At 37.7% G+C, this 18,429-nt stretch carries 20 protein-coding genes and 1 riboswitch; of the genes, 9 read left to right on the top strand and 11 right to left on the bottom strand.

What is annotated here, in order from left to right:
• The first annotated feature begins 238 nt into the window (after positions 1 to 238).
• The 3 genes from V7138_RS16460 to V7138_RS16450 all read left to right on the top strand — a co-directional run bounded on the left by V7138_RS16460 (position 239) and on the right by V7138_RS16450 (position 3,578).
• The gene (locus V7138_RS16460) at positions 239 to 916 is read left to right on the top strand and encodes a hypothetical protein (protein WP_335399274.1); all 678 of its coding nucleotides are present in this window, start codon (positions 239 to 241) and stop codon (positions 914 to 916) included.
• A 68-nt stretch (positions 917 to 984) separates the two neighbouring features.
• The gene (locus tag V7138_RS16455) at positions 985 to 2,517 is read left to right on the top strand and encodes a glycine betaine uptake BCCT transporter (protein WP_335399272.1); all 1,533 of its coding nucleotides are present in this window, start codon (positions 985 to 987) and stop codon (positions 2,515 to 2,517) included.
• A gap of 158 nt (positions 2,518 to 2,675) precedes the next feature.
• Positions 2,676 to 3,578 (top strand): EamA family transporter, encoded by a 903-nt coding sequence (locus V7138_RS16450; RefSeq protein ID WP_335399270.1) that lies wholly within the window; start codon positions 2,676 to 2,678, stop codon positions 3,576 to 3,578.
• A gap of 78 nt (positions 3,579 to 3,656) precedes the next feature.
• Here the strand turns inward: V7138_RS16450 and V7138_RS16445 are convergent, their stop codons facing one another.
• Positions 3,657 to 3,998, bottom strand: a complete 342-nt coding sequence (locus tag V7138_RS16445) for a zinc ribbon domain-containing protein YjdM (RefSeq protein ID WP_335399268.1) — start codon at positions 3,996 to 3,998, stop codon at positions 3,657 to 3,659.
• Positions 3,999 to 4,201: 203 nt separating this feature from the next.
• Between V7138_RS16445 and V7138_RS16440 the strand changes: the two genes are divergently transcribed.
• A complete protein-coding gene (locus V7138_RS16440) occupies positions 4,202 to 5,071 on the top strand; it encodes a LysM peptidoglycan-binding and 3D domain-containing protein (protein ID WP_335399266.1) in 870 nt (289 codons plus the stop codon).
• A gap of 123 nt (positions 5,072 to 5,194) precedes the next feature.
• Here V7138_RS16440 and V7138_RS16435 read toward each other — a convergent pair whose 3' ends face one another.
• From V7138_RS16435 to V7138_RS16420, 4 genes are all read right to left on the bottom strand, one after another.
• On the bottom strand, positions 5,195 to 5,734 hold the full coding sequence (locus V7138_RS16435) for a VUT family protein (RefSeq protein ID WP_335399264.1): 540 nt from the start codon (positions 5,732 to 5,734) through the stop codon (positions 5,195 to 5,197).
• A 4-nt stretch (positions 5,735 to 5,738) separates the two neighbouring features.
• Positions 5,739 to 6,410 (bottom strand): 7-cyano-7-deazaguanine synthase QueC, encoded by a 672-nt coding sequence (gene queC, locus V7138_RS16430; protein WP_335399262.1) that lies wholly within the window; start codon positions 6,408 to 6,410, stop codon positions 5,739 to 5,741.
• A gap of 286 nt (positions 6,411 to 6,696) precedes the next feature.
• A complete protein-coding gene (gene queF, locus V7138_RS16425; RefSeq protein ID WP_335399260.1) occupies positions 6,697 to 7,197 on the bottom strand; it encodes a preQ(1) synthase in 501 nt (166 codons plus the stop codon).
• A 124-nt stretch (positions 7,198 to 7,321) separates the two neighbouring features.
• A riboswitch (PreQ1 riboswitch) is annotated at positions 7,322 to 7,368 on the bottom strand.
• 85 nt (positions 7,369 to 7,453) lie between these two features.
• Positions 7,454 to 7,951 (bottom strand): LURP-one-related/scramblase family protein, encoded by a 498-nt coding sequence (locus tag V7138_RS16420; RefSeq protein ID WP_335399258.1) that lies wholly within the window; start codon positions 7,949 to 7,951, stop codon positions 7,454 to 7,456.
• A 280-nt stretch (positions 7,952 to 8,231) separates the two neighbouring features.
• On the opposite strand from V7138_RS16420, the gene V7138_RS16415 reads away from it, so the two are divergent.
• Both V7138_RS16415 and V7138_RS16410 read left to right on the top strand, forming a co-directional pair.
• The gene (locus V7138_RS16415) at positions 8,232 to 8,945 is read left to right on the top strand and encodes an AzlC family ABC transporter permease (protein WP_335399256.1); all 714 of its coding nucleotides are present in this window, start codon (positions 8,232 to 8,234) and stop codon (positions 8,943 to 8,945) included.
• Entirely contained in the window at positions 8,938 to 9,243 is a 306-nt protein-coding gene (locus V7138_RS16410) for an AzlD domain-containing protein (protein ID WP_335399254.1), read from the top strand. The genes V7138_RS16415 and V7138_RS16410 overlap by 8 nt, the downstream gene beginning before the upstream one ends.
• 126 nt (positions 9,244 to 9,369) lie before the next feature.
• Here the strand turns inward: V7138_RS16410 and V7138_RS16405 are convergent, their stop codons facing one another.
• Positions 9,370 to 10,104 (bottom strand): RluA family pseudouridine synthase, encoded by a 735-nt coding sequence (locus tag V7138_RS16405; RefSeq protein ID WP_335399252.1) that lies wholly within the window; start codon positions 10,102 to 10,104, stop codon positions 9,370 to 9,372.
• A gap of 285 nt (positions 10,105 to 10,389) precedes the next feature.
• Here V7138_RS16405 and V7138_RS16400 point away from each other — a divergent pair, with 285 nt between their 5' ends.
• Positions 10,390 to 11,571 (top strand): NupC/NupG family nucleoside CNT transporter, encoded by a 1,182-nt coding sequence (locus tag V7138_RS16400; protein WP_335399250.1) that lies wholly within the window; start codon positions 10,390 to 10,392, stop codon positions 11,569 to 11,571.
• A 46-nt stretch (positions 11,572 to 11,617) separates the two neighbouring features.
• Here V7138_RS16400 and V7138_RS16395 read toward each other — a convergent pair whose 3' ends face one another.
• Positions 11,618 to 12,481 (bottom strand): MBL fold metallo-hydrolase, encoded by an 864-nt coding sequence (locus V7138_RS16395; protein ID WP_335399248.1) that lies wholly within the window; start codon positions 12,479 to 12,481, stop codon positions 11,618 to 11,620.
• A 116-nt stretch (positions 12,482 to 12,597) separates the two neighbouring features.
• Positions 12,598 to 13,245, bottom strand: coding sequence for an RNA polymerase sigma factor (locus V7138_RS16390; RefSeq protein WP_335399246.1), 648 nt, complete (start codon positions 13,243 to 13,245; stop codon positions 12,598 to 12,600).
• A 93-nt stretch (positions 13,246 to 13,338) separates the two neighbouring features.
• Here V7138_RS16390 and V7138_RS16385 point away from each other — a divergent pair, with 93 nt between their 5' ends.
• Together V7138_RS16385 and V7138_RS16380 are read left to right on the top strand one after the other, a co-directional pair.
• Positions 13,339 to 13,767: a VOC family protein gene (locus V7138_RS16385; RefSeq protein WP_335399245.1), complete on the top strand. Its 429-nt coding sequence runs from the start codon at positions 13,339 to 13,341 to the stop codon at positions 13,765 to 13,767.
• A 46-nt stretch (positions 13,768 to 13,813) separates the two neighbouring features.
• Positions 13,814 to 14,272, top strand: coding sequence for a staygreen family protein (locus tag V7138_RS16380; protein ID WP_335399244.1), 459 nt, complete (start codon positions 13,814 to 13,816; stop codon positions 14,270 to 14,272).
• Positions 14,273 to 14,363: 91 nt separating this feature from the next.
• Here the strand turns inward: V7138_RS16380 and V7138_RS16375 are convergent, their stop codons facing one another.
• The 3 genes from V7138_RS16375 to V7138_RS16365 form a co-directional block, all read right to left on the bottom strand.
• Positions 14,364 to 15,587: an ROK family transcriptional regulator gene (locus V7138_RS16375; protein ID WP_335399242.1), complete on the bottom strand. Its 1,224-nt coding sequence runs from the start codon at positions 15,585 to 15,587 to the stop codon at positions 14,364 to 14,366.
• 156 nt (positions 15,588 to 15,743) lie between these two features.
• The gene (locus V7138_RS16370; RefSeq protein WP_335399240.1) at positions 15,744 to 17,549 is read right to left on the bottom strand and encodes a glycoside hydrolase family 2 protein; all 1,806 of its coding nucleotides are present in this window, start codon (positions 17,547 to 17,549) and stop codon (positions 15,744 to 15,746) included.
• Between the two features lie 49 nt (positions 17,550 to 17,598).
• On the bottom strand, positions 17,599 to 18,429 hold the full coding sequence (locus V7138_RS16365; protein ID WP_335399238.1) for a carbohydrate ABC transporter permease: 831 nt from the start codon (positions 18,427 to 18,429) through the stop codon (positions 17,599 to 17,601).

The following is an 18,429-nucleotide window of genomic DNA, read 5'->3' as shown; positions in this document are numbered from 1 at the left end:
TTTAGAAAAGACTGTATCTTTTTTATTTGACTTGCCGTTTTTTATTGGATAGTACGTGATAAAGTCTCCCAAAAACAACCTGCGGTTTTTCTCCATTTTAAACTTGCCATTTCTTACATGGTTTTACCTAATAAAAGACATGCTAATGAAGGATAAAGCGCAAAGCCTTCTACTACATTTCATTACTCTAATGATTTTTCGCAGCTTGATAATCCTATAGTTGAAGGGAGTTTTTTTAGTGAAATTGTTTCAGGTTAGAAAAGGACAATTTGTCTATTACAACAACGAGTTACATAAGGTTTATGGGGTAAAACCCATGTATAAGCAATCTGTTCATCTGATTCGATTAAGGGATTTATCACAGCATTTAACCAGTGCAGCACAAGTGGAAAAGTATAAACCTAAGGAGCTTGATAGCTTTATTTTCAATCATAAAGCCTATACGCTCAAACACGACCAAAATGCTGAAGAAGGGGATTATATTTTAATTCACAACCCAAGGCCAGATTCCTTAGATACGTATTCGCTAAATGAAATTGAATTGGTTGAAACAGTAGATAAAAAAGGAATCATTACAAGTAATTCTCACGGTGTCAAGCATAACGAGTATCTGTTAATGGCGCCTGGCCGGGACAAAAACAGTAACCCAATCGATTTTAAAGACATGGATTCTAGTGAGGCAGCAGACCTACAGGATGCTCCACCTCAAAATGTGAATCTTTTAGACAATGTATTACTGCCTGCCTTAGGAGACATCTATCAAAAAAAGGACAGTACAGAATTATTTATAACGATGGTTCTGGCAGTGAAAGCCGAAACTGTTTATCTGGGAGGCGGACTAGAAATATCAGCATTTGAGTTGATGAACACCGATAAGTGGGAGTTTCTTTACAATCTTCAGGACCAGGATACGTGAGTTCATCTTTAAATGAATCCTACTATTCACTTTCCAAAATATTGATTTTATCTTACAAGGAGGTTTCCATGGCTAGAAAAAGTCAAAACGGATCAAGCGTATTTATTATTTCATTAATCCTTACCCTCATTTTTATTATTTGGGGTGTCTTTTTTACAGATAATCTCGCTCATGTCACCGACATTATCTATAATGGTTCAATTGATTACCTGGGCTGGCTATATTTAGCTGCGACCTTATTCTTTGTGATTTTCTCTATATTTTTATTGTTCTCGAAATACGGTAATATTCGGCTAGGTAAGAAAACAGACCGCCCCGATTTCAATACCGCCTCTTGGCTTGCGATGTTGTTCGGTGCCGGGATGGGTATCGGGATTGTCTATTGGGGTGTTGCTGAACCAGTTACCCATTACACAAATCCTCCCTATGGGGAACCTTATACGGTTGACGCAGCGAATACCGCAATGAAATATACCTTTTTTCATTGGGGGCTGGACCCTTGGGCAATCTATACAATCATTGGTTTAGCTCTTGCTTTTTTTCAATATAACAAAAAGCTTCCCGCATCGATAAGTTCGGCGTTCTACCCAATGCTAGGCGATCGAATTTACGGACCTATTGGGAAAACCATTGATATCCTGTCCATTTTCGCAACCGTTTTTGGTATTGCTACATCCTTGGGTCTAGGTGCTATGCAAGTGACAGCCGGAATGCATGATTTATTTGGCGTTCCGAATGGATTAGTTGTCCAGCTGATTGTGATTGCAGTCGCAACTGTCCTATTTACAATCTCGATTAATACTGGATTAGAAAGAGGAATCCAATACCTATCAAATACAGCGATGATTTTATCGTTTGCGATTATGCTGATGATTTTAATTGTTGGTCCTACCTTGACTGTTATCAAAGTCTTCTTTAATACGACAGGTCTCTATATTAGTGACTTTATTCATATGAGTTTAAGGCTAAAGCCTTTTGGTGAAGGAGAATGGATTGCTTCATGGACGTTATTTTATTGGGCATGGTGGATTGCCTGGGCCCCATTTGTCGGTATGTTTATTGCTCGAGTCTCTAAAGGCCGAACAGTAAGAGAGTTTGTCATTGGTGTGTTGATTTTCCCTACACTGGGTACATGCCTTTGGATGTCCGTATTCGGGGGATCCGCACTAGAGCTTATCCTTAGCACCAACAATCAAGACCTGGCAGCCCATATTACCGAAAACGTCTCATTGTCTATATTTACATTCTTTGATTACCTCCCATTAAGTTCTCTGATGAGTATTTTGGGGTTTGCTGTGGTAGCCATTTATTATATAACAGTTGCCGACACAGCCACCTTTGTATTGGGCATGTTAAGTGAAGGAGGTACATTAAATCCTTCAAATAAAATTAAAGTAACATGGGGAGTGATTCAATCCGCGTTAGCTGCTGTTCTACTCTTAGCTGGGGGACTGAATGTATTACAAACAGCCTCCATCGCAGCTGCTCTCCCTTTTACGATTATCTTGATCATCATGTGCTTCTCGTTATTGAAAGGTTTAAAAAGTGAAGTGGAAGTACAAAGAGGAAGTAAAAATATGACTCGCTCCATAAAGAATTAACAGCACAAAAAATCTCCTTGATGATATCTTTGGTCAAGGAGATTTTTTATTGAAACGATTTCCAAATAGAACCACTCTGATAAAGTACGAAAAAGACCAGCCTCCCTCCTCTGTATGCTATAATAGTCTAATAGTTTTGCACAACAGGAGGTTTCAAAATGAAAATGAATAAGGGCATCTTATTTGTATTATTAGGTGCTGGATGTTTTGGTTTCACACCCATTTTCGCCAAATTGGGGTTCAGCTATGGCTATTCCCTTGGCCAAATTAATATCGTTCAAATGTTGATATCCTCATGTTTATTATGGTCTATCACTCTGATTAAACGCCCCAGCTTTAAAGGAATAAATAGAAAGAATGTTCCTCAAATGATGATAACCGGTTGTTTTATCGGATTAACCAGTATTTTTTATTATGGTTCGATGCAATATCTGCCGGCCTCATTGGCCATCATTTTAATGTTTCAATTCGTTTGGATCGGCATTATTCTAGAATGGATTTTCAGCAAAATAAAACCTGCACCTATCACGATTCTATCGATCGTGTTCATTTTGATTGGGGTCTTTTTTGCTTCCAACATAGTTAACGGCGATATTAAGGGACTTCCTTTCAAAGGTTTCTTATTTGGTATTCTTTCTGCATTTACTTATGCGGGGTTTATTTTTTTCAGTGGAAAGGTCGCTGTCAATGTAGATCCTTTGCCTCGTACTTCGATTATGGCAACTGGATCCACCATTTTAATACTTATCGTATTCATGCGGGATATTCCATCTGTACTACCATTGGAGGCAAATTTATTAACAACTGCCGTAGGCGTTGCTCTGTTTGGTGCAGTCCTTCCACCACTCTTTTTCGCAGTAGGTGCACCATTGGTTCCTGGTGGAATTGCCAATATATTAACATCCGTCGAATTACCGGTTGCTATCCTATCAGCTAGCCTTATCTTGTCAGAAACGGTTACCGGGCTACAATGGTTAGGTACAGCCATTATAATAGCAGCAATTGTGTTAAATGAACTTGGTAATAGAATATACAGAGCTAGAAAGCATGTTGAGGGATAGATTTTTTAGAAGAATCTTCATCATTAAAACGTCAAAGACTAGACAATGTCTTTGACGCTTTTTTATACAAAAACCATCCTATAATTTTTTAACAAATTCGGATTTTAATTTCATCGGTCCAAATCCATCAATTTTGCAATCAATGTTATGGTCCCCTTCTACTAATCGTATATTTTTTACTTTTGTACCTTGCTTTAGTATGGATGAGCTTCCTTTTACCTTGAGGTCTTTAATGACTGTTACGGTAACCCCATCCGTTAATATATTTCCATTTGCATCTTTGATTACCTCTGTATCTTCATTATTCTCCACTTCTGCACCTGAAGGCCACTCATGACCGCATATCGGGCAAACTAATAGGGCTCCATCCTCATAAGTGTATTCAGAATTACATTTTGGACAATTCGGTAGATTACTCATAATATCCTTTCCTCCCATTGTAATTTTTGAAACATCCCATACATATTAACATACTTTATATTTCACTATTTACTACTTGGATTGCTTTTGCAATATAACTGCCATAGATGTAACCAAATTAAAACCTCCCTGTTCTTTTTCTATGGAAAATCTATGTTACGATTATTTAAAATTAGCAACTAAGGAAATTGGAGGGTAATAGAATGCTTAAAAAGATGGTAGCAATTTTGGCAGGGACTGTACTCTCAGTCACAGTAAGTGCTAATGTACAAGCTTCAACGATTACAGTACAAAAAGGAGATACACTTTGGGATCTCTCAAAAGCTAATAACACATCAGTTAAAAATATTAAAATGCTAAATCAACTTTCGACAGATCTCATCCACCCTGGAGATGATTTAATTATTGTGCCAGAAAAACAATATACAGTTGAGTCAGGTGACACATTATGGGACATCGCAAGGGAACATCAGGTCACGGTTTCTCAGCTTCAAGAGTGGAACCAAATACATACTAATCCTGACCTCATCCATCCTGGATTAAATCTATCAATCTTTGAAGGTGTTAAAGCAACTGCCACTGCTAGCGCAGAAACAAAGGTACAGTCTGTTGTTAAAGCACCAAAGGAAACGACAACTGTAGCACCAGCTGTTGAAACAAAGACGAAAACGACAGCTACTGCACCAGTAACAGAATCAGTAAATACTAACACTGCTGCAGTTCCAGCTACTCAAACACAAAAAGAAAGCACAGCTGAAGTAAAAACTGCTTCCACGAGTAACAAAAAAGAAATTGTTGTAGAAGCTACAGCTTATACCGCTACATGTGAAGGATGCTCAGGGATTACATCAACTGGTATTAATCTATTAGAGAACCCAGATGCAAAGGTTATCTCTGTTGACCCATCAGTTATTCCTCTTGGCAGTAAAGTCCATGTAGAGGGATATGGAGAAGCTATTGCTGGAGACACGGGTGGAGCTATCAAAGGAAATAAAATTGATGTCTTTATTCCTTCTAAACAAGAAGCCATTAATTTCGGTAGAAAACAAGTGAAGGTGACGATTTTAGACTAATTCAGATCAAACTTGTGTAAATATCTTCAACTCGGAACACTGCAAAATAACGAAGTTCTATATTTTGCAGTGTTTTTCTTATATAAATAAAAAAAGCCACAAAAACGTGGCTTTGTCATGATTTTAATGGCTTTCTGCATTATCGAAACCATTCAAGCGAACTTGGTTCAAGATGAGTGCGCCAATCATTTGGATAATGGTCTTAACAATAATTTGCCCTAAAATAGCAGCTGGTACAGCTTCCCAAGGAAGCATATTCGCTCCAAGCGGACTTAAACCAATCACTACGAAAATAACGGAATCAAGAAATCCTCCAACAATACCACTATAGAAAACGCGCCAAGCGATTGGTAATTTTAATCGAGTATAGATTTCGGTATCTGCCGATTCAGAAACGATAAATGAAATGGCCGATGCCACCACAATCAATAATGTATCTCCAAGCATGAATGAAACCAATGCGGATAAGATTAAAGCTATGAAAATAAATAAATATGTTTTCTTTCTACCATATTTTTGTTGGACAAGGTCCCGGAGAATAAAGGTCGCTCCTACCAACAGTGTCCCCATTGGAACAATAAAAATTCCAAACTGTAATGGCGCTAAAGCTGCCGTTACCACATTCGCGGTAACAATCGATAACAAGTAAAATAGTATTCTCATGATATTACTCCTCTAAGTTTGATTTTCCTAAGTAAAATTCATCTAGCCCTTTCTTGCGCAGTTTGCACGCCGGGCATTCACCACAACCGTCCGCAATTACACCGTTATAGCAAGTTAATGTTCTTTCTCGGACAAATTCCAATGCCCCAAGCTGATCGGCAAGTTCCCATGTCTGTGCCTTATTCAACCACATCAAAGGTGTTTCAATCACAAAGGAAGCGTCCATCGATAAATTTAACGTAACATTTAAAGATTTCATAAAAATATCTCGGCAATCAGGATATCCGCTAAAATCTGTTTCGCTAACCCCTGTCACAATATGCTTCGCCCCTACTTGACGCGCTAAAACCCCGGCAAAAGAAAGAAAGAGCAAGTTTCGTCCAGGCACAAACGTCGATGGTAGCTCACCATTTTCTCCCTCTTCTACCTTTATGTCTTGACGCGTTAATGCATTCGGAGCAAGCTGATTCAGAAGTGACATATCAAGAATGTGATGTTTCACACCAAGTTCCGTTGCAATATCCTTCGCACATTCGATTTCAAGACGATGCTTTTGACCATAATCAAAAGTCACCGCTTCAACCTCTTCAAAACGTTCCCTTGCCCAAAAGAGACATGTTGTGCTATCCTGACCTCCACTAAATACAACGATTGCTTTTTCACGCTTCATAGTCAAAACCACCTTATTACGAAAAAACAGCACCTAAGAAAAAGTGCTGTTTCTCTTAGTTTTTTTAACTTATTTCAGTTGGGGTTCTAACCCCAACTGAATAAGTTAATGCCTCCGGCGGATGCCACAGATTTTCAAAGGAAGTTTTTCGAGCCTAAGATCAAAGACTAAGAACGCCACATCCTGTGGCAACGTCTTTATGACCCACATCGTGTGGGCCCAAAAAATCTGGGCGGAAATACGCCAAGGCGTATTTGATTAAAGATGCTAAAAACCTCTTTCTTGATTCTTTTTATCGATTATCAATTTTTTCAGGATTTAAGTCATGGTTCATTAAACGGTAATTAGCTATTTCCTCATATTTCGTTCCTGGCTTCCCATAGTTACACCAAGGATCAATTGAGATGCCTCCACGCGGAGTAAATTTCCCCCAAACCTCGATATATCTTGGATCAAGTAATTTAATGAGATCGTTCATAATGATATTGACACAATCCTCATGGAAATCACCATGATTTCTAAAACTAAATAAATATAATTTTAAAGATTTACTCTCCACAAGCTTTTTATCAGGAATATATGATATATATATTGTCGCAAAGTCAGGTTGATGTGTAAGTGGGCATAAACTAGTGAACTCTGGACAATTAAATTTCACAAAATAATCTCGATTTGAATGAAGATTATCGACTGCCTCCAGTACCTCTGGTGCATATTCAAATGAATATTGAGTATTTTGATTACCTAATAGTGTCAAATCCTTTAAACCTTCTTCATGGCTTCGGCCAGACATAAAAAAACCTCCTTGTAAATGTATCCCGACACTTATCAAGAGAGGTTTGGCCAATCATTCTATAAAATACGTATGTAAAAACAGAAAAAAAGCCATATCCGCTTATGGACATGGCATTTGTCATGTTTCCATAGTTTTTTATAGAGGGTATCAGCTATGAACCTCTCCCATATTTGCCTGGGCATTCTTTACTTCCGTTTACTATATAATAAATAGGTGAGAACGTCAAATGGAAATTATTATAAAGATATTATGGCTAGTTTGATGCTGCTGAGGAGGCAGCCGCTTGATCAGCCTTCACACAATCAATTGCGACAACGATTGCAATGATGATGGCCTCCATCTCTTCGTTCAAAATTTGAACCTTGTAGCTATCACCCCACGTGAACCACTCTTTGTTTACTTGACCAACTACTTTTCCATGTTGTAATACCTGAAAATCCATATCCCACCAATTTCCATGCACTTCAATACCCGCCGCGTCAATCGTATAGCGTGCTTTTAAGAAGGAAAACTCCTTCTTAATCGTTAACACTTCTCGACCATCCACTTCAACGAAAAACTTCGGCAAAAAACTGAACACCTTTTTGGTTATGAGCGCAACTTCATCTCGTTTAGTATTCATAATGGAGAAGGTCTTGGGAATCTTCATAAAACTACCCTCTACATAATATACATCCTTCTCCCGCTGGTCCTTTACCGTAAATTTGCCACTTAGACTGAATACCTTTTGCTTTATATATAGTTGTTTCATCCTATTCTCCCCCTTTCTATTTTTCACGCATAAATGCTATTTCCATTATAATCCTTTTCACCCTCGCATTTGAATCCATTCATTATATATATTCAACAAACATACGCGAATATCTTTCATAGAAAAAAGGTATTCATTTGTGCATTTTGTTCAGAAATAGTAGAGTTGTTATTTTTAAAAGGCATTTCTAGCAAACATATGCTAGAATCATTTTAATGCAAAAAGGTACCAAGCCTTTCATTGACATCAGAATGTTTGATCATCTTTGGAGGAGAGGAAAATGAAAACAAAATTAAATGAATGGCGAAGCGGGCTAAAGAATGGAATTCCCATTGCAATGGGTTATTTCGCAGTTTCGTTTACGTTTGGCATTCTTGCCGATCAAGCTGGGCTAAATCCATTTGAAGCGGTATTGATGTCCGTGACTAATTTAACATCGGCTGGACAGTTTGCTGGGCTTACATTAATTGCAGGTGCTGCAACAATAGTCGAAATTGCTGTCACTCAATTAATTATTAACTCAAGATATTTTCTCATGTCGTTTGCTTTATCCCAAAAGATTGACCCAAACACTTCCTTTTTCCATCGTTCCATAATGGCCTATGGGATTACAGATGAGGTATTTGGGGTGACTGTAGCGGTTCCTGGAAGGCTGAGCCCTTATTATGCTTATGGAGTAATGAGTGCTGCGGTACCAGGATGGGCACTAGGTACATTGTTTGGAGTTATTTCAGGCAATATTCTGCCGCCGAGATTGATGAGTGCACTAAGCATCGCCCTATTCGGTATGCTACTTGCTGTCATTATCCCTCCCGCAAAAGGGAATAAAATTCTTACCGGATTGATAGTCATTTCAATGCTACTAAGCCTAGTATTCGCTAAGTTGCCATTCATTGCGTCTATTTCATCTGGCATGAAAATTATCATCTTAACGATTTTAATTGCAGGTATCGCAGCGTTTGTCTTTCCTGTAAAGGAGGATTCGAATGAATAACGCAATTTTTTATATCTTAGTGATGGCGGTTGTCACATACCTCATTCGGGTTCTGCCACTAACACTTGTTAGAAGAGATATCAAAAATGTTTATATTCGATCGTTTTTATACTATGTACCTTATGTAACATTGGCTGTGATGGTTTTTCCGGCCATTTTAGAAGCAACTGCATCGCCATGGTCTGCACTAGTTGGCTTTATTGTTGCCATTCTCTTTGCCTACCGAGGAGCAAGCCTAGTGAATGTTGCCCTATTGGCCTGTTTATCGGTATTTGTAGTGGAATTGTTTTTGTTTTAAGTGAGGAATATGTTTGATGATGAAGAAAAGATACCTGCAAACGATTGAATTCGTAAACAGGTATCTTAGTAGTTTAATAACCATTTCGAACAAATGGATAACACGGATTTTATAGAGGGTGTTTGATTATGGTGTTGAAACCATTCTATGATTTCCAGTAAAATTGGACTCTTCTCTTCCCTCAACAACAATTGACCATATATCCCAAGGATAATGACTTGGTGGTAACGAACTAACCTCGACTGGTTCCTTCCTGACAGGATGCTCCAAAGAAAGGGAATGAGCCCAAAGTGCGAGTTGTTGGCCGGGTTTATTCAGATGTTCTCCATATTTTTGATCTCCAAAAATGGGGTTGCCCATTGTTGACAACTGAACACGGATTTGATGAGGTCTCCCGGTGTGAAGATTCACAGAGAGTAGACTAAATCCGTTTTTGGATTCGATAACCTCGTAATCTAGCGTTGCTTTTTTAGCGTTTGGATGATTAGGAGAAACCACGGACACCTTATTCTTCCGATTATTCTTATGAAGATAATGCACTAATTGGCCCCTTTTCTTTTTTGGGGATCCATGAACAACTGCAAAATACCTCCGCTCAATTACATGTCTCCGAACCATATCCGATAATCTTGAAGCAGCTTTAGATGTTTTAGCAAACACCATGGCACCGCCAACCGGACGGTCTAAGCGATGTACAAGTCCCAAATAAACATTACCAGGCTTTTGATAGCGCACTTTTATGTTATCTTTTAACATCGTTAACAAATCAAGATCTCCACTACTATCTGCTTGTACGGGAATATTAATTGGCTTTTCTACCAAAAGCAGATGATTATCCTCATACAAAATGGGAATATTCATAGAATTATCTTCTCCTTAAGGCATATTCCATCTATCATACCATTTTTCTAAAAAATATTCCGTCAATTGCTTACATTCCCCTGTTAATGTTATTCTATGTTTTTGGATACTGTGTTAACCGTGCTATATTCACTCCATTTTTTTGTATTTACAAGTAATGTCTGGGTTCTTTTTCTAAAATATGGGCAAAATATCCATTGCAATCAAAATGAGTGAGGTTGCTATGCGAGCGGTAGCAATAGTAGAAGATTATACATCATGTTTAAATTCATCAGGAGGTAACTTATGCAATATGTCATTTCAATTTTAGGTATTCTTGTTGTATTATTTTTAGCTTGGATAGCAAGCTCCAATCGAAAAAAGGTAAAAGTAATCCCCGTTATCACGATGCTTATCATTCAAATTATTTTATCGGTATTCCTATTAAATACGGAAGTCGGCACCATCATTATCACGGGAATTTCTACGATCTTTAACATACTTCTCGAATATGCAAGCGAAGGGATTTCCTTTGTGTTCGGCGGCATGGCTAATGAAGGAGAAGCCCCATTCTTTTTAACTGTATTGCTACCCATTATTTTTATATCTGTATTAATTGGGATACTCCAACATCTAAGAATTCTTCCGTTCGTTATGAGGGGAATTGGAGTGGTCTTAAGTAAAGTGAATGGGATGGGTAAACTCGAATCCTATAACGCGGTTGCCTCTTTGATGGTTGGACAATCAGAGGTTTTTATCACGTTAAAAAAACAACTTGGCCTCCTTTCAAAACAGCGTTTGTATACACTATGCGCTTCTGCGATGTCAACTGTATCAATATCCATCGTTGGCGCTTATATGACAATGCTTGAACCGAAATATGTTGTGACAGCTTTAGCTTTAAATTTATTTGGAGGTTTTATCATTGCTTCTATTATCAATCCGTATGAAGTGAATCCAAATGAAGATATATTAGAAATACAGAATCTTAGAAAACAATCCTTTTTTGAAATGATCGGCGAGTATATCCTTGATGGATTTAAGGTTGCTATTATCGTCGGCGCCATGTTGATTGGGTTCATTGCTTTAATGGCCGCAATCAATCATGTGTTTGAATTAATTTTCAGCATTTCTTTCCAACAGCTATTAGGGTATCTTTTTGCCCCAATTGCACTCATTATGGGGATTCCTTTATCAGAGGCGGTTAATGCTGGAGGAATTATGGCGACTAAACTGGTGACCAATGAGTTTGTTGCAATGTTGGATTTATCTGGAGGAAATCATGAATTTAGTTCCCGTACGCTTGGAATTTTATCTGTGTTCCTTGTTTCCTTCGCCAACTTCTCATCAATTGGCATTATCACTGGAGCAGTCAAAAGTTTAAATGAAGAGCAAGGAAATATTGTCGCAAGTTTTGGGTTGAAGCTGTTATACGGCGCCACCCTTGTAAGTGTCCTTTCTGGGATCATCGTTAGTTTAGTTTTATAAAATAAGTAAGGAACCCACTGCTCGAGTAAGGGGTTCCTTTCTATTTTTATCTACTGCTTGTTTTATAACCATTCACAAAGTTATTGATTGTTTCCTTTTCGTCTTCTGTCAGTTCCCTTTTTACGTACTTTTCGTATTCCTCTATTATTTTCCGTTCATCGCCACCACATATTTCTGTGAACTTTGCAACGGCTCTAAGTTTGGCAACTTCCTGATTAAATTCTTCTTTTGAAATTGGCCTTTGGTGGGAAGGTATATATGTATCTGCATCAAACGTTTCTAATTCATCTAATAGTGCAAGTGTTGTTTGGATGGTATAGTTATCCTTTTCTGAAAAAATATCAGGATAAATGCAATCACCAAGAAAGAGAATCTTTTCTTCTTTGATATACACGATGACTGAATCAGCAGCATGATCTCCACCGACGTGTTGAACGATACAGGTCACCCCGCCAAGGTCAATCTCCATCCTCTTGTCAAAGGTTAAATCCGGCAGAACAATCGTAATATCCCGGTGTTCTGTATATTCATTCTTAATTGCCTTTGCACAAAACTCTATTTCTGTTCCTTCTCTCACTCGTTCATCAATCGCCTCATCTGACCATGAAAGCGGAATGAGTTTCTCCATTTCCTTTTTTGTTTTTGTAGCAGCTATCGAAACGGTATGAGGTAAAGCTGAAAGCCCAAAAATATGATCCCAATGCCAATGCGTCAAAACAACTATATTGGGGTATGGGACCTCATTTTTTAAAGTTTCTTTCATAAAGTAATGTGCATGCTCTTCCGAGTTACCCGCATCAATCATTAATGTCTTGTTATTCCCTATCACCATCCCTAAAATGGGCCGATCAGTTTCCGAGATTGGCGTTATATACCAAAATCTATTTCCTATTTTGTTAATTGAGTGCATATGAAATGCCTCCTTTCTTTTATATATTTTAAGTCAAATTGAGGTTGTCTACTCCACTGAGGATTTTTTCTAAAGAATTTAACTTACCTATCAAGAACTACTAATCTAAACGTTAATCATTGAGATACAAACTCTACTATGTTTCCATCTGGATCGATAACATGAAATACCGATTGCTCCGAACTTTTTCTTCTAACATGAAAATTTCTTGTTTCTAATAACCGATAGTAAAAAAAGATCTGTATCGGTTTTTGATCTACTATTGCTTTTGTTAACGCTACAACTATTTCATGATTAGTCAATTTTCCTGTATTTACATCTAAATCTGACTTAAGTTTCCTTCTTGAACGATGTAGTGCTGTCTTAATTGATTCATCACTCACCCTCAACATTACTGCTATTTCTTTTGAAGTGTACCCAAAAACATCCTTCAAAGTAACGAGCATGGCCTGTTTCAAGGGCAAGGCGGAAAGTAAAATCTCAATTAAACCATAATATTCGATGGAATCACAGTCTACACCATATAAGTCCTCATTAAAATGAATCTGCTCTTTATTTTTTCTTTTCTCATCAATAAAAAGGTTTTTAGCCACAACACATAGAAAGGAGAATGTAAACTCTCTTTTTGGTTCTACATGTTTTAATTTAATTACTTTTAGCATCGTTTCCTGCGCTAAGTCTTCAGCAAGCCAAGGTGAACTTGATAACTTTAAGCAATATTTATATAGTTTTTTCACTTCCAACTCTAAATTCTCAAAAATCATCTTTACACCTTTTTATAAATTTTTTAATTGAATGTAACTTTCTCATTATTATATACGTTATAAAGAGGAATTTCATTTTAAGGGAGGTATATTATGTTTAAAATTGGCAGTATATTTATTCCAGTAACAAACATTGAAAAATCAACGGAATGGTATGTGAAGTTTCTTGGTGTAAAGAAAATTGAAAGTTGGGAAGATGGAGCTGGCTTTTATTTTCCTATTGGCTCAACACAGTTAGCCTTAGTAAAAGTGGATACCCCACAACCCACAGAATTTATCATTAAAGGTAATCGAAAAAATGCCTATTATAATTTTGTGGTGGAAGATATCGAAACTGCCCATCAGCATTTTAAAAACAACGGCATCGTTACGACCGACATCGATGATTTTGATGGGATGAGGTTCTTTGATTTCTTTGACTTAGATGGTAACCCGTTCAGTGTGGTGAATGAAGTGGAAGGTTCTCCTTTCCATTCGGAACATGTAAGAAAATTGCAAGAACGAGATATAATGAATGAATAAATGAAAATTAGCATAATGATTTTATAAAAAGTATGGAGTTGATTGCTTGAGCAATTTCAATCCAGAAAAACTATTTATAGAATTTATGGATGGTGTTACCGCTATTGGACCTGTCACTCCAAGGTTTTATACACTAACTCACTCTGATGTAACTGGAGATCTTTTTTTAACAATTGGCATTCATTATGCCTGCGATAAAATCAATTCGATGAGAGATGAGGTATTAGCGGAGTGGACATTAAATGGAAATTCCTTATATTATTGTGTTTATTTATATATAGACCAAGGCCAATATGACCTCCATGTATCAGAAAAACGCAATGAAATATTTAGACGTGAATTACCTCTTGCGTTAACAGCAATTCGATATGGTGATAGGTTTTTATTCAACGTATCCCCTAACCTAGACTATGCTCCTATCATCATTAACTTTATGTCCGCTTATCCTCAACTTGCTAAACAAGAAAGTTGGGGGAATTTTTACAGTTATAAAGGGAAAATCTAAATTTAAGGCTGAACCGTATAACATAAAAACCGGTATATGGTTCAGCCTTTTTTGTTTACGTCGTCACTAACAAAAGCCTCTTTACAAACTGTCAATTATCTGTTTTAAACAGCTTGTGCAAAATTAATGTCACTGCACCTAACACCATACCCGTTTTACCCAACTCTGAACATACCACGGAAATGTGCTCATGGGGGCTTTTAAAGTTATATTTCTCAATCATTTCCTTGAGTGGCGTTACAATAAAATCTCCTTCTTCAAAGATATACCCTTCTAAAATCAGTTTGGAAGGCTTTAGGATATTCACCATATTTGCTGCCGCTAGTCCAAGAGATCGTCCTGATTCTTCTAAAACCCCGATAGCAAATGGATCTCCTTCTTTAGCCGCTTTAAACACCATATCTAATGAGAGCTCACTCTTGCCAACTTTTATCCAATCATAAATGATGCTATCTTGATGGTGGTCTAATTCTCTTTTTACTTTTTCAAAAATAGCAGTTTCAGATGCATACGCCTCCAAACAGCCATAATTACCGCACTGGCATTTCGGACCATTCACTTCAATGATGGTATGGCCGATTTCTCCTCCTGTATTAAAGGGACCTCTATATATTTCATTTTTGATAAAGATACCGGAACCAATCCCCAGACCCACACTAAGACAAACAAAATCGGTGACACCCTGCCCTTGACCAAACCAGCTTTCAGCAATAGCCAATGCACGAACATCATTTTCTATGATAACAGGAAGATTGTATTCCTTTTCTAAAATTTCTTTAATTGGTATATTCTCAAGATGTAAATGCGGAGAAAAAATAGCAACCCCTCGATCCGAATCTACTAACCCATGCATAGCTACCCCGATACCAAGAATCGCTTCTCTCTTAACAAGGGAATGATGTAGTACATTATTAATGTTATCAAAGACGATGTCCATAAACTCATTCTTTGATGGAAGATGGGAGATTCTCTTACTAAAATCTGATACAATCTTTCCATCCATTGTACTCATGATGACCCGTATGACTTCAGCGGCTGCATAAACACCGATGATATAGTAGGCAGAGTAATTTATACGCAGCATGAATGGCTTTCTACCGCCAGCCACAGTTGAGTTGGCGGCCTCTTCCTCCGTAATCAGGTTCTCTTCCAATAACTCACTAACGATTGTGCTGACAGTTGGTTTCGTCAGCTTGGTCAGTTTCGCAATGTCAGCTCTCGAGATCGGTTCTTTTAAACGAATTACATTTAAAACCGTTGATTGATTAAACTGCTTCATTCTTTCAAAACTTCCGGGTTGATTATCGAAACGCATTTTTTCTCACCTTTTTCACCTATAACAGTGTATAGGAACGCACTTAAAAATAATCCTTTCTAAAAAGAGCGCTCCTCACAAAAATGGCAATTTTGATTTAAAACGACTTTTCAGAAAGGCTTATTGTTTTCCATTCTTCACTAGAATGCGTTAATTTTATAATTTTACAATATTGGAGTGCCACATATCGTTGATTTTTTTAATCTTTGACAACTCACATTTTGGTTCTCGATTATAGGTTAGTAAACCATTAATCTCTTGTTCTACATCAGTTAACTGTGTATAGCAGTAACCATGCAGTGCCTTAGAAGCATAAACTGCTTCCATAACCCTGCGATAATCAGCAATAAACTCCTGCTCATCTTTTACGGATGTATAGCCCCAGCCATTATCCTCTCCGACTTTGAATCCAATTCCACCAAATTCAGTCAAAAGGATGGGTTCACCCTGATGATCAAATCCATCTGCATAGATTCTCCGATTTGCCGGTTTGGAATCAAGAAGGTTTTCTTTGGTAGTTAAAGATTCCTTGAATGCCTCATATTTTGCAGTCTCGTCTTTTGAACCATGATTATAATTATGAATCGCGCAAATATCCGTTATTGTCTGCTCCCAACCATCATTAGAGATTACCAGGCGGGTTGTATCAAGAGAATGGATTAGATGGTATAAGGATAAAGAATGATGTTGCTGCTGTTTATTTGCTTTAATGAATGGTACTCCCCAGCTCTCATTAACAGGAACCCAAGCGATAATGGATGGATGATTGTAATCACGTTCGACAATTTCTATCCATTCCTTCGTTAATCGAGCTGCGGCATCCTCACTATAAGACGGCGCTGCAGCACATTCTCCCCAAACAAGAAACCCTAATTGGTCTGCCCAATATAGGAAACGTGGATCCTCCACTTTTTGATGCTTTCTACACCCATTAAAGCCCATTTCTAAAGCTAGTTCAATATCTTTTTTCAGGTCCTCATCCGTAGGAGCGGTCAGCAATCCCCCCGGCCAATACCCTTGGTCAAGGACTAACTTTTGATAGTATGGCTTGTTATTTAAATAAACCATTCCATTCTCGATATGAATCTTTCTCATGCCGAAATAGGAATCAATCTCATCATAAATTTCTTCACGATCATTCTTAAGAGAAAGCTTGATATCAAACAGATTTGGATTTTCAGGTGTCCAGTTCCATCCATCATGATGGAAGGAAGTTCTAAATACCTTTCGATTGTACAAATTGATTGCTCGTTTATAATAACTTTCGAAGAATTCAAATGTATCACGAGCTACTACTTCACCCTTAAAATTTACTTCAATGTCCACTTTTTTATTTAAATAATCACCGGCAACCTCGAGCTCGACAATCACATCCCCACGGTCGATATCCGGGGTCATTCTAAGCTTCGATATTCTAGTTGAATTAACTGGCTCCAACCAGACAGTCTGCCAGATCCCCGTTGTACGGGTATACCAGATAGAATCTGATTTCTCAATCCAGAATTGCTTTCCTCTCGGTATAGTTTCATCTGTCGAAGGGTCTTCTACTCTTACAACTAGATATTCATCATTCCAAGTTAAATATTCAGTGATATCAAATGAGAAAGAAGTATTACCACCTTCGTGGAAACCAACATACTGGCCATTCACATAGATCCATGCCCGGTAATCTACTGCTCCAAAGTGTAATATGACTCTTTGATTTTTCCATTCTTCAGATACTCTAAATTCACGACGGTACCAAACATGGTCATGAAATGTTGGATCATTGATCCCACTTAACTTGGTTTGATAGGCAAATGGAACTGTGATTTTCTGTATAAACGCTTGTTCATGTTGAAACCATTTTTCCTTTACACCAATATTTTCATCATCAAAGGCGAAATCCCATTCACCATTTAAATTCAACCAATCCTTTCTTACTAGTTGCGGTCTCGGATATTCATTGCGAGGAATTGTCATAATTTTGTTCTCCTTCCTGGATGGTTTTATTTCCTTTTTATGGAAATCCTTATTTAATTCCGGTTTGATTGACACCTTTAATAAAGGAGCGCTGACCAATAATAAACAATAGAACAGCTGGAATCGTTGCAATAGATGTTAGTGCCATCAATCTTCCTGGTGAAGATACAAAACTTCCTTGCTGCATGATTGCAATACCAGTAGTAATGGTTCTCATTTCCGGCGAGTTCGTTGTGACGAGTGGCCATAAGAAGTCATTGTAGATACTCATAAATGTAAAAATGGCTAATGTCCAGATAACAGGACGCGCTGACGGTAGGACCACCTTAACGAACACCTTCCATTTATTGGCTCCATCAAGAAGGGCTGCTTCTTCCAACTCCTTAGGAAACCCCCGAAAATATTGATATAGCAAGAAGACGCCAAAAGCATTTGCTGAATATGGAAGAATTAATACGGCATACGTGTCCAAAAGACCTAGTGCATTAAATTCCATATATAATGGTAAGAAGGTTATAACCCATGGGATTGTCAATGACCCAATAAAGATACTGATCAGTAGCTTCTTAAATGGGACATCAAGACGGGCTAGCCCATAAGCTGCTAATGTATCGACGATTAAAACAATAATCGTTCCTGTAATTCCAACAAATAACGAATTGCCCATCCATTTTAATACCGGTGTATCAGTATCTCCTGCTAATGAGTACTGATAATTTTCAAGTGTAAATACTTCCGGAAGCCACTTAATACCTGCGGTGAATGCTTCCTGATCCGTTTTAAAGGAAGTAGCCAGCATCCATAAAATCGGGATGATAAAAATAATACCTAAAATTATTGCAACGACAACCATGAATGTTTTAAACATTTTGCTTTGCAT

Origin of the sequence: Bacillus sp. JJ1533, assembly GCF_036965045.1 — a bacterium.
Classification (GTDB): Bacteria; Bacillota; Bacilli; order Bacillales; family Bacillaceae_L; genus Ferdinandcohnia.
Note: the sequence above shows the minus strand (reverse complement) of the source record. Positions and strands in the feature narration are given on the sequence as shown.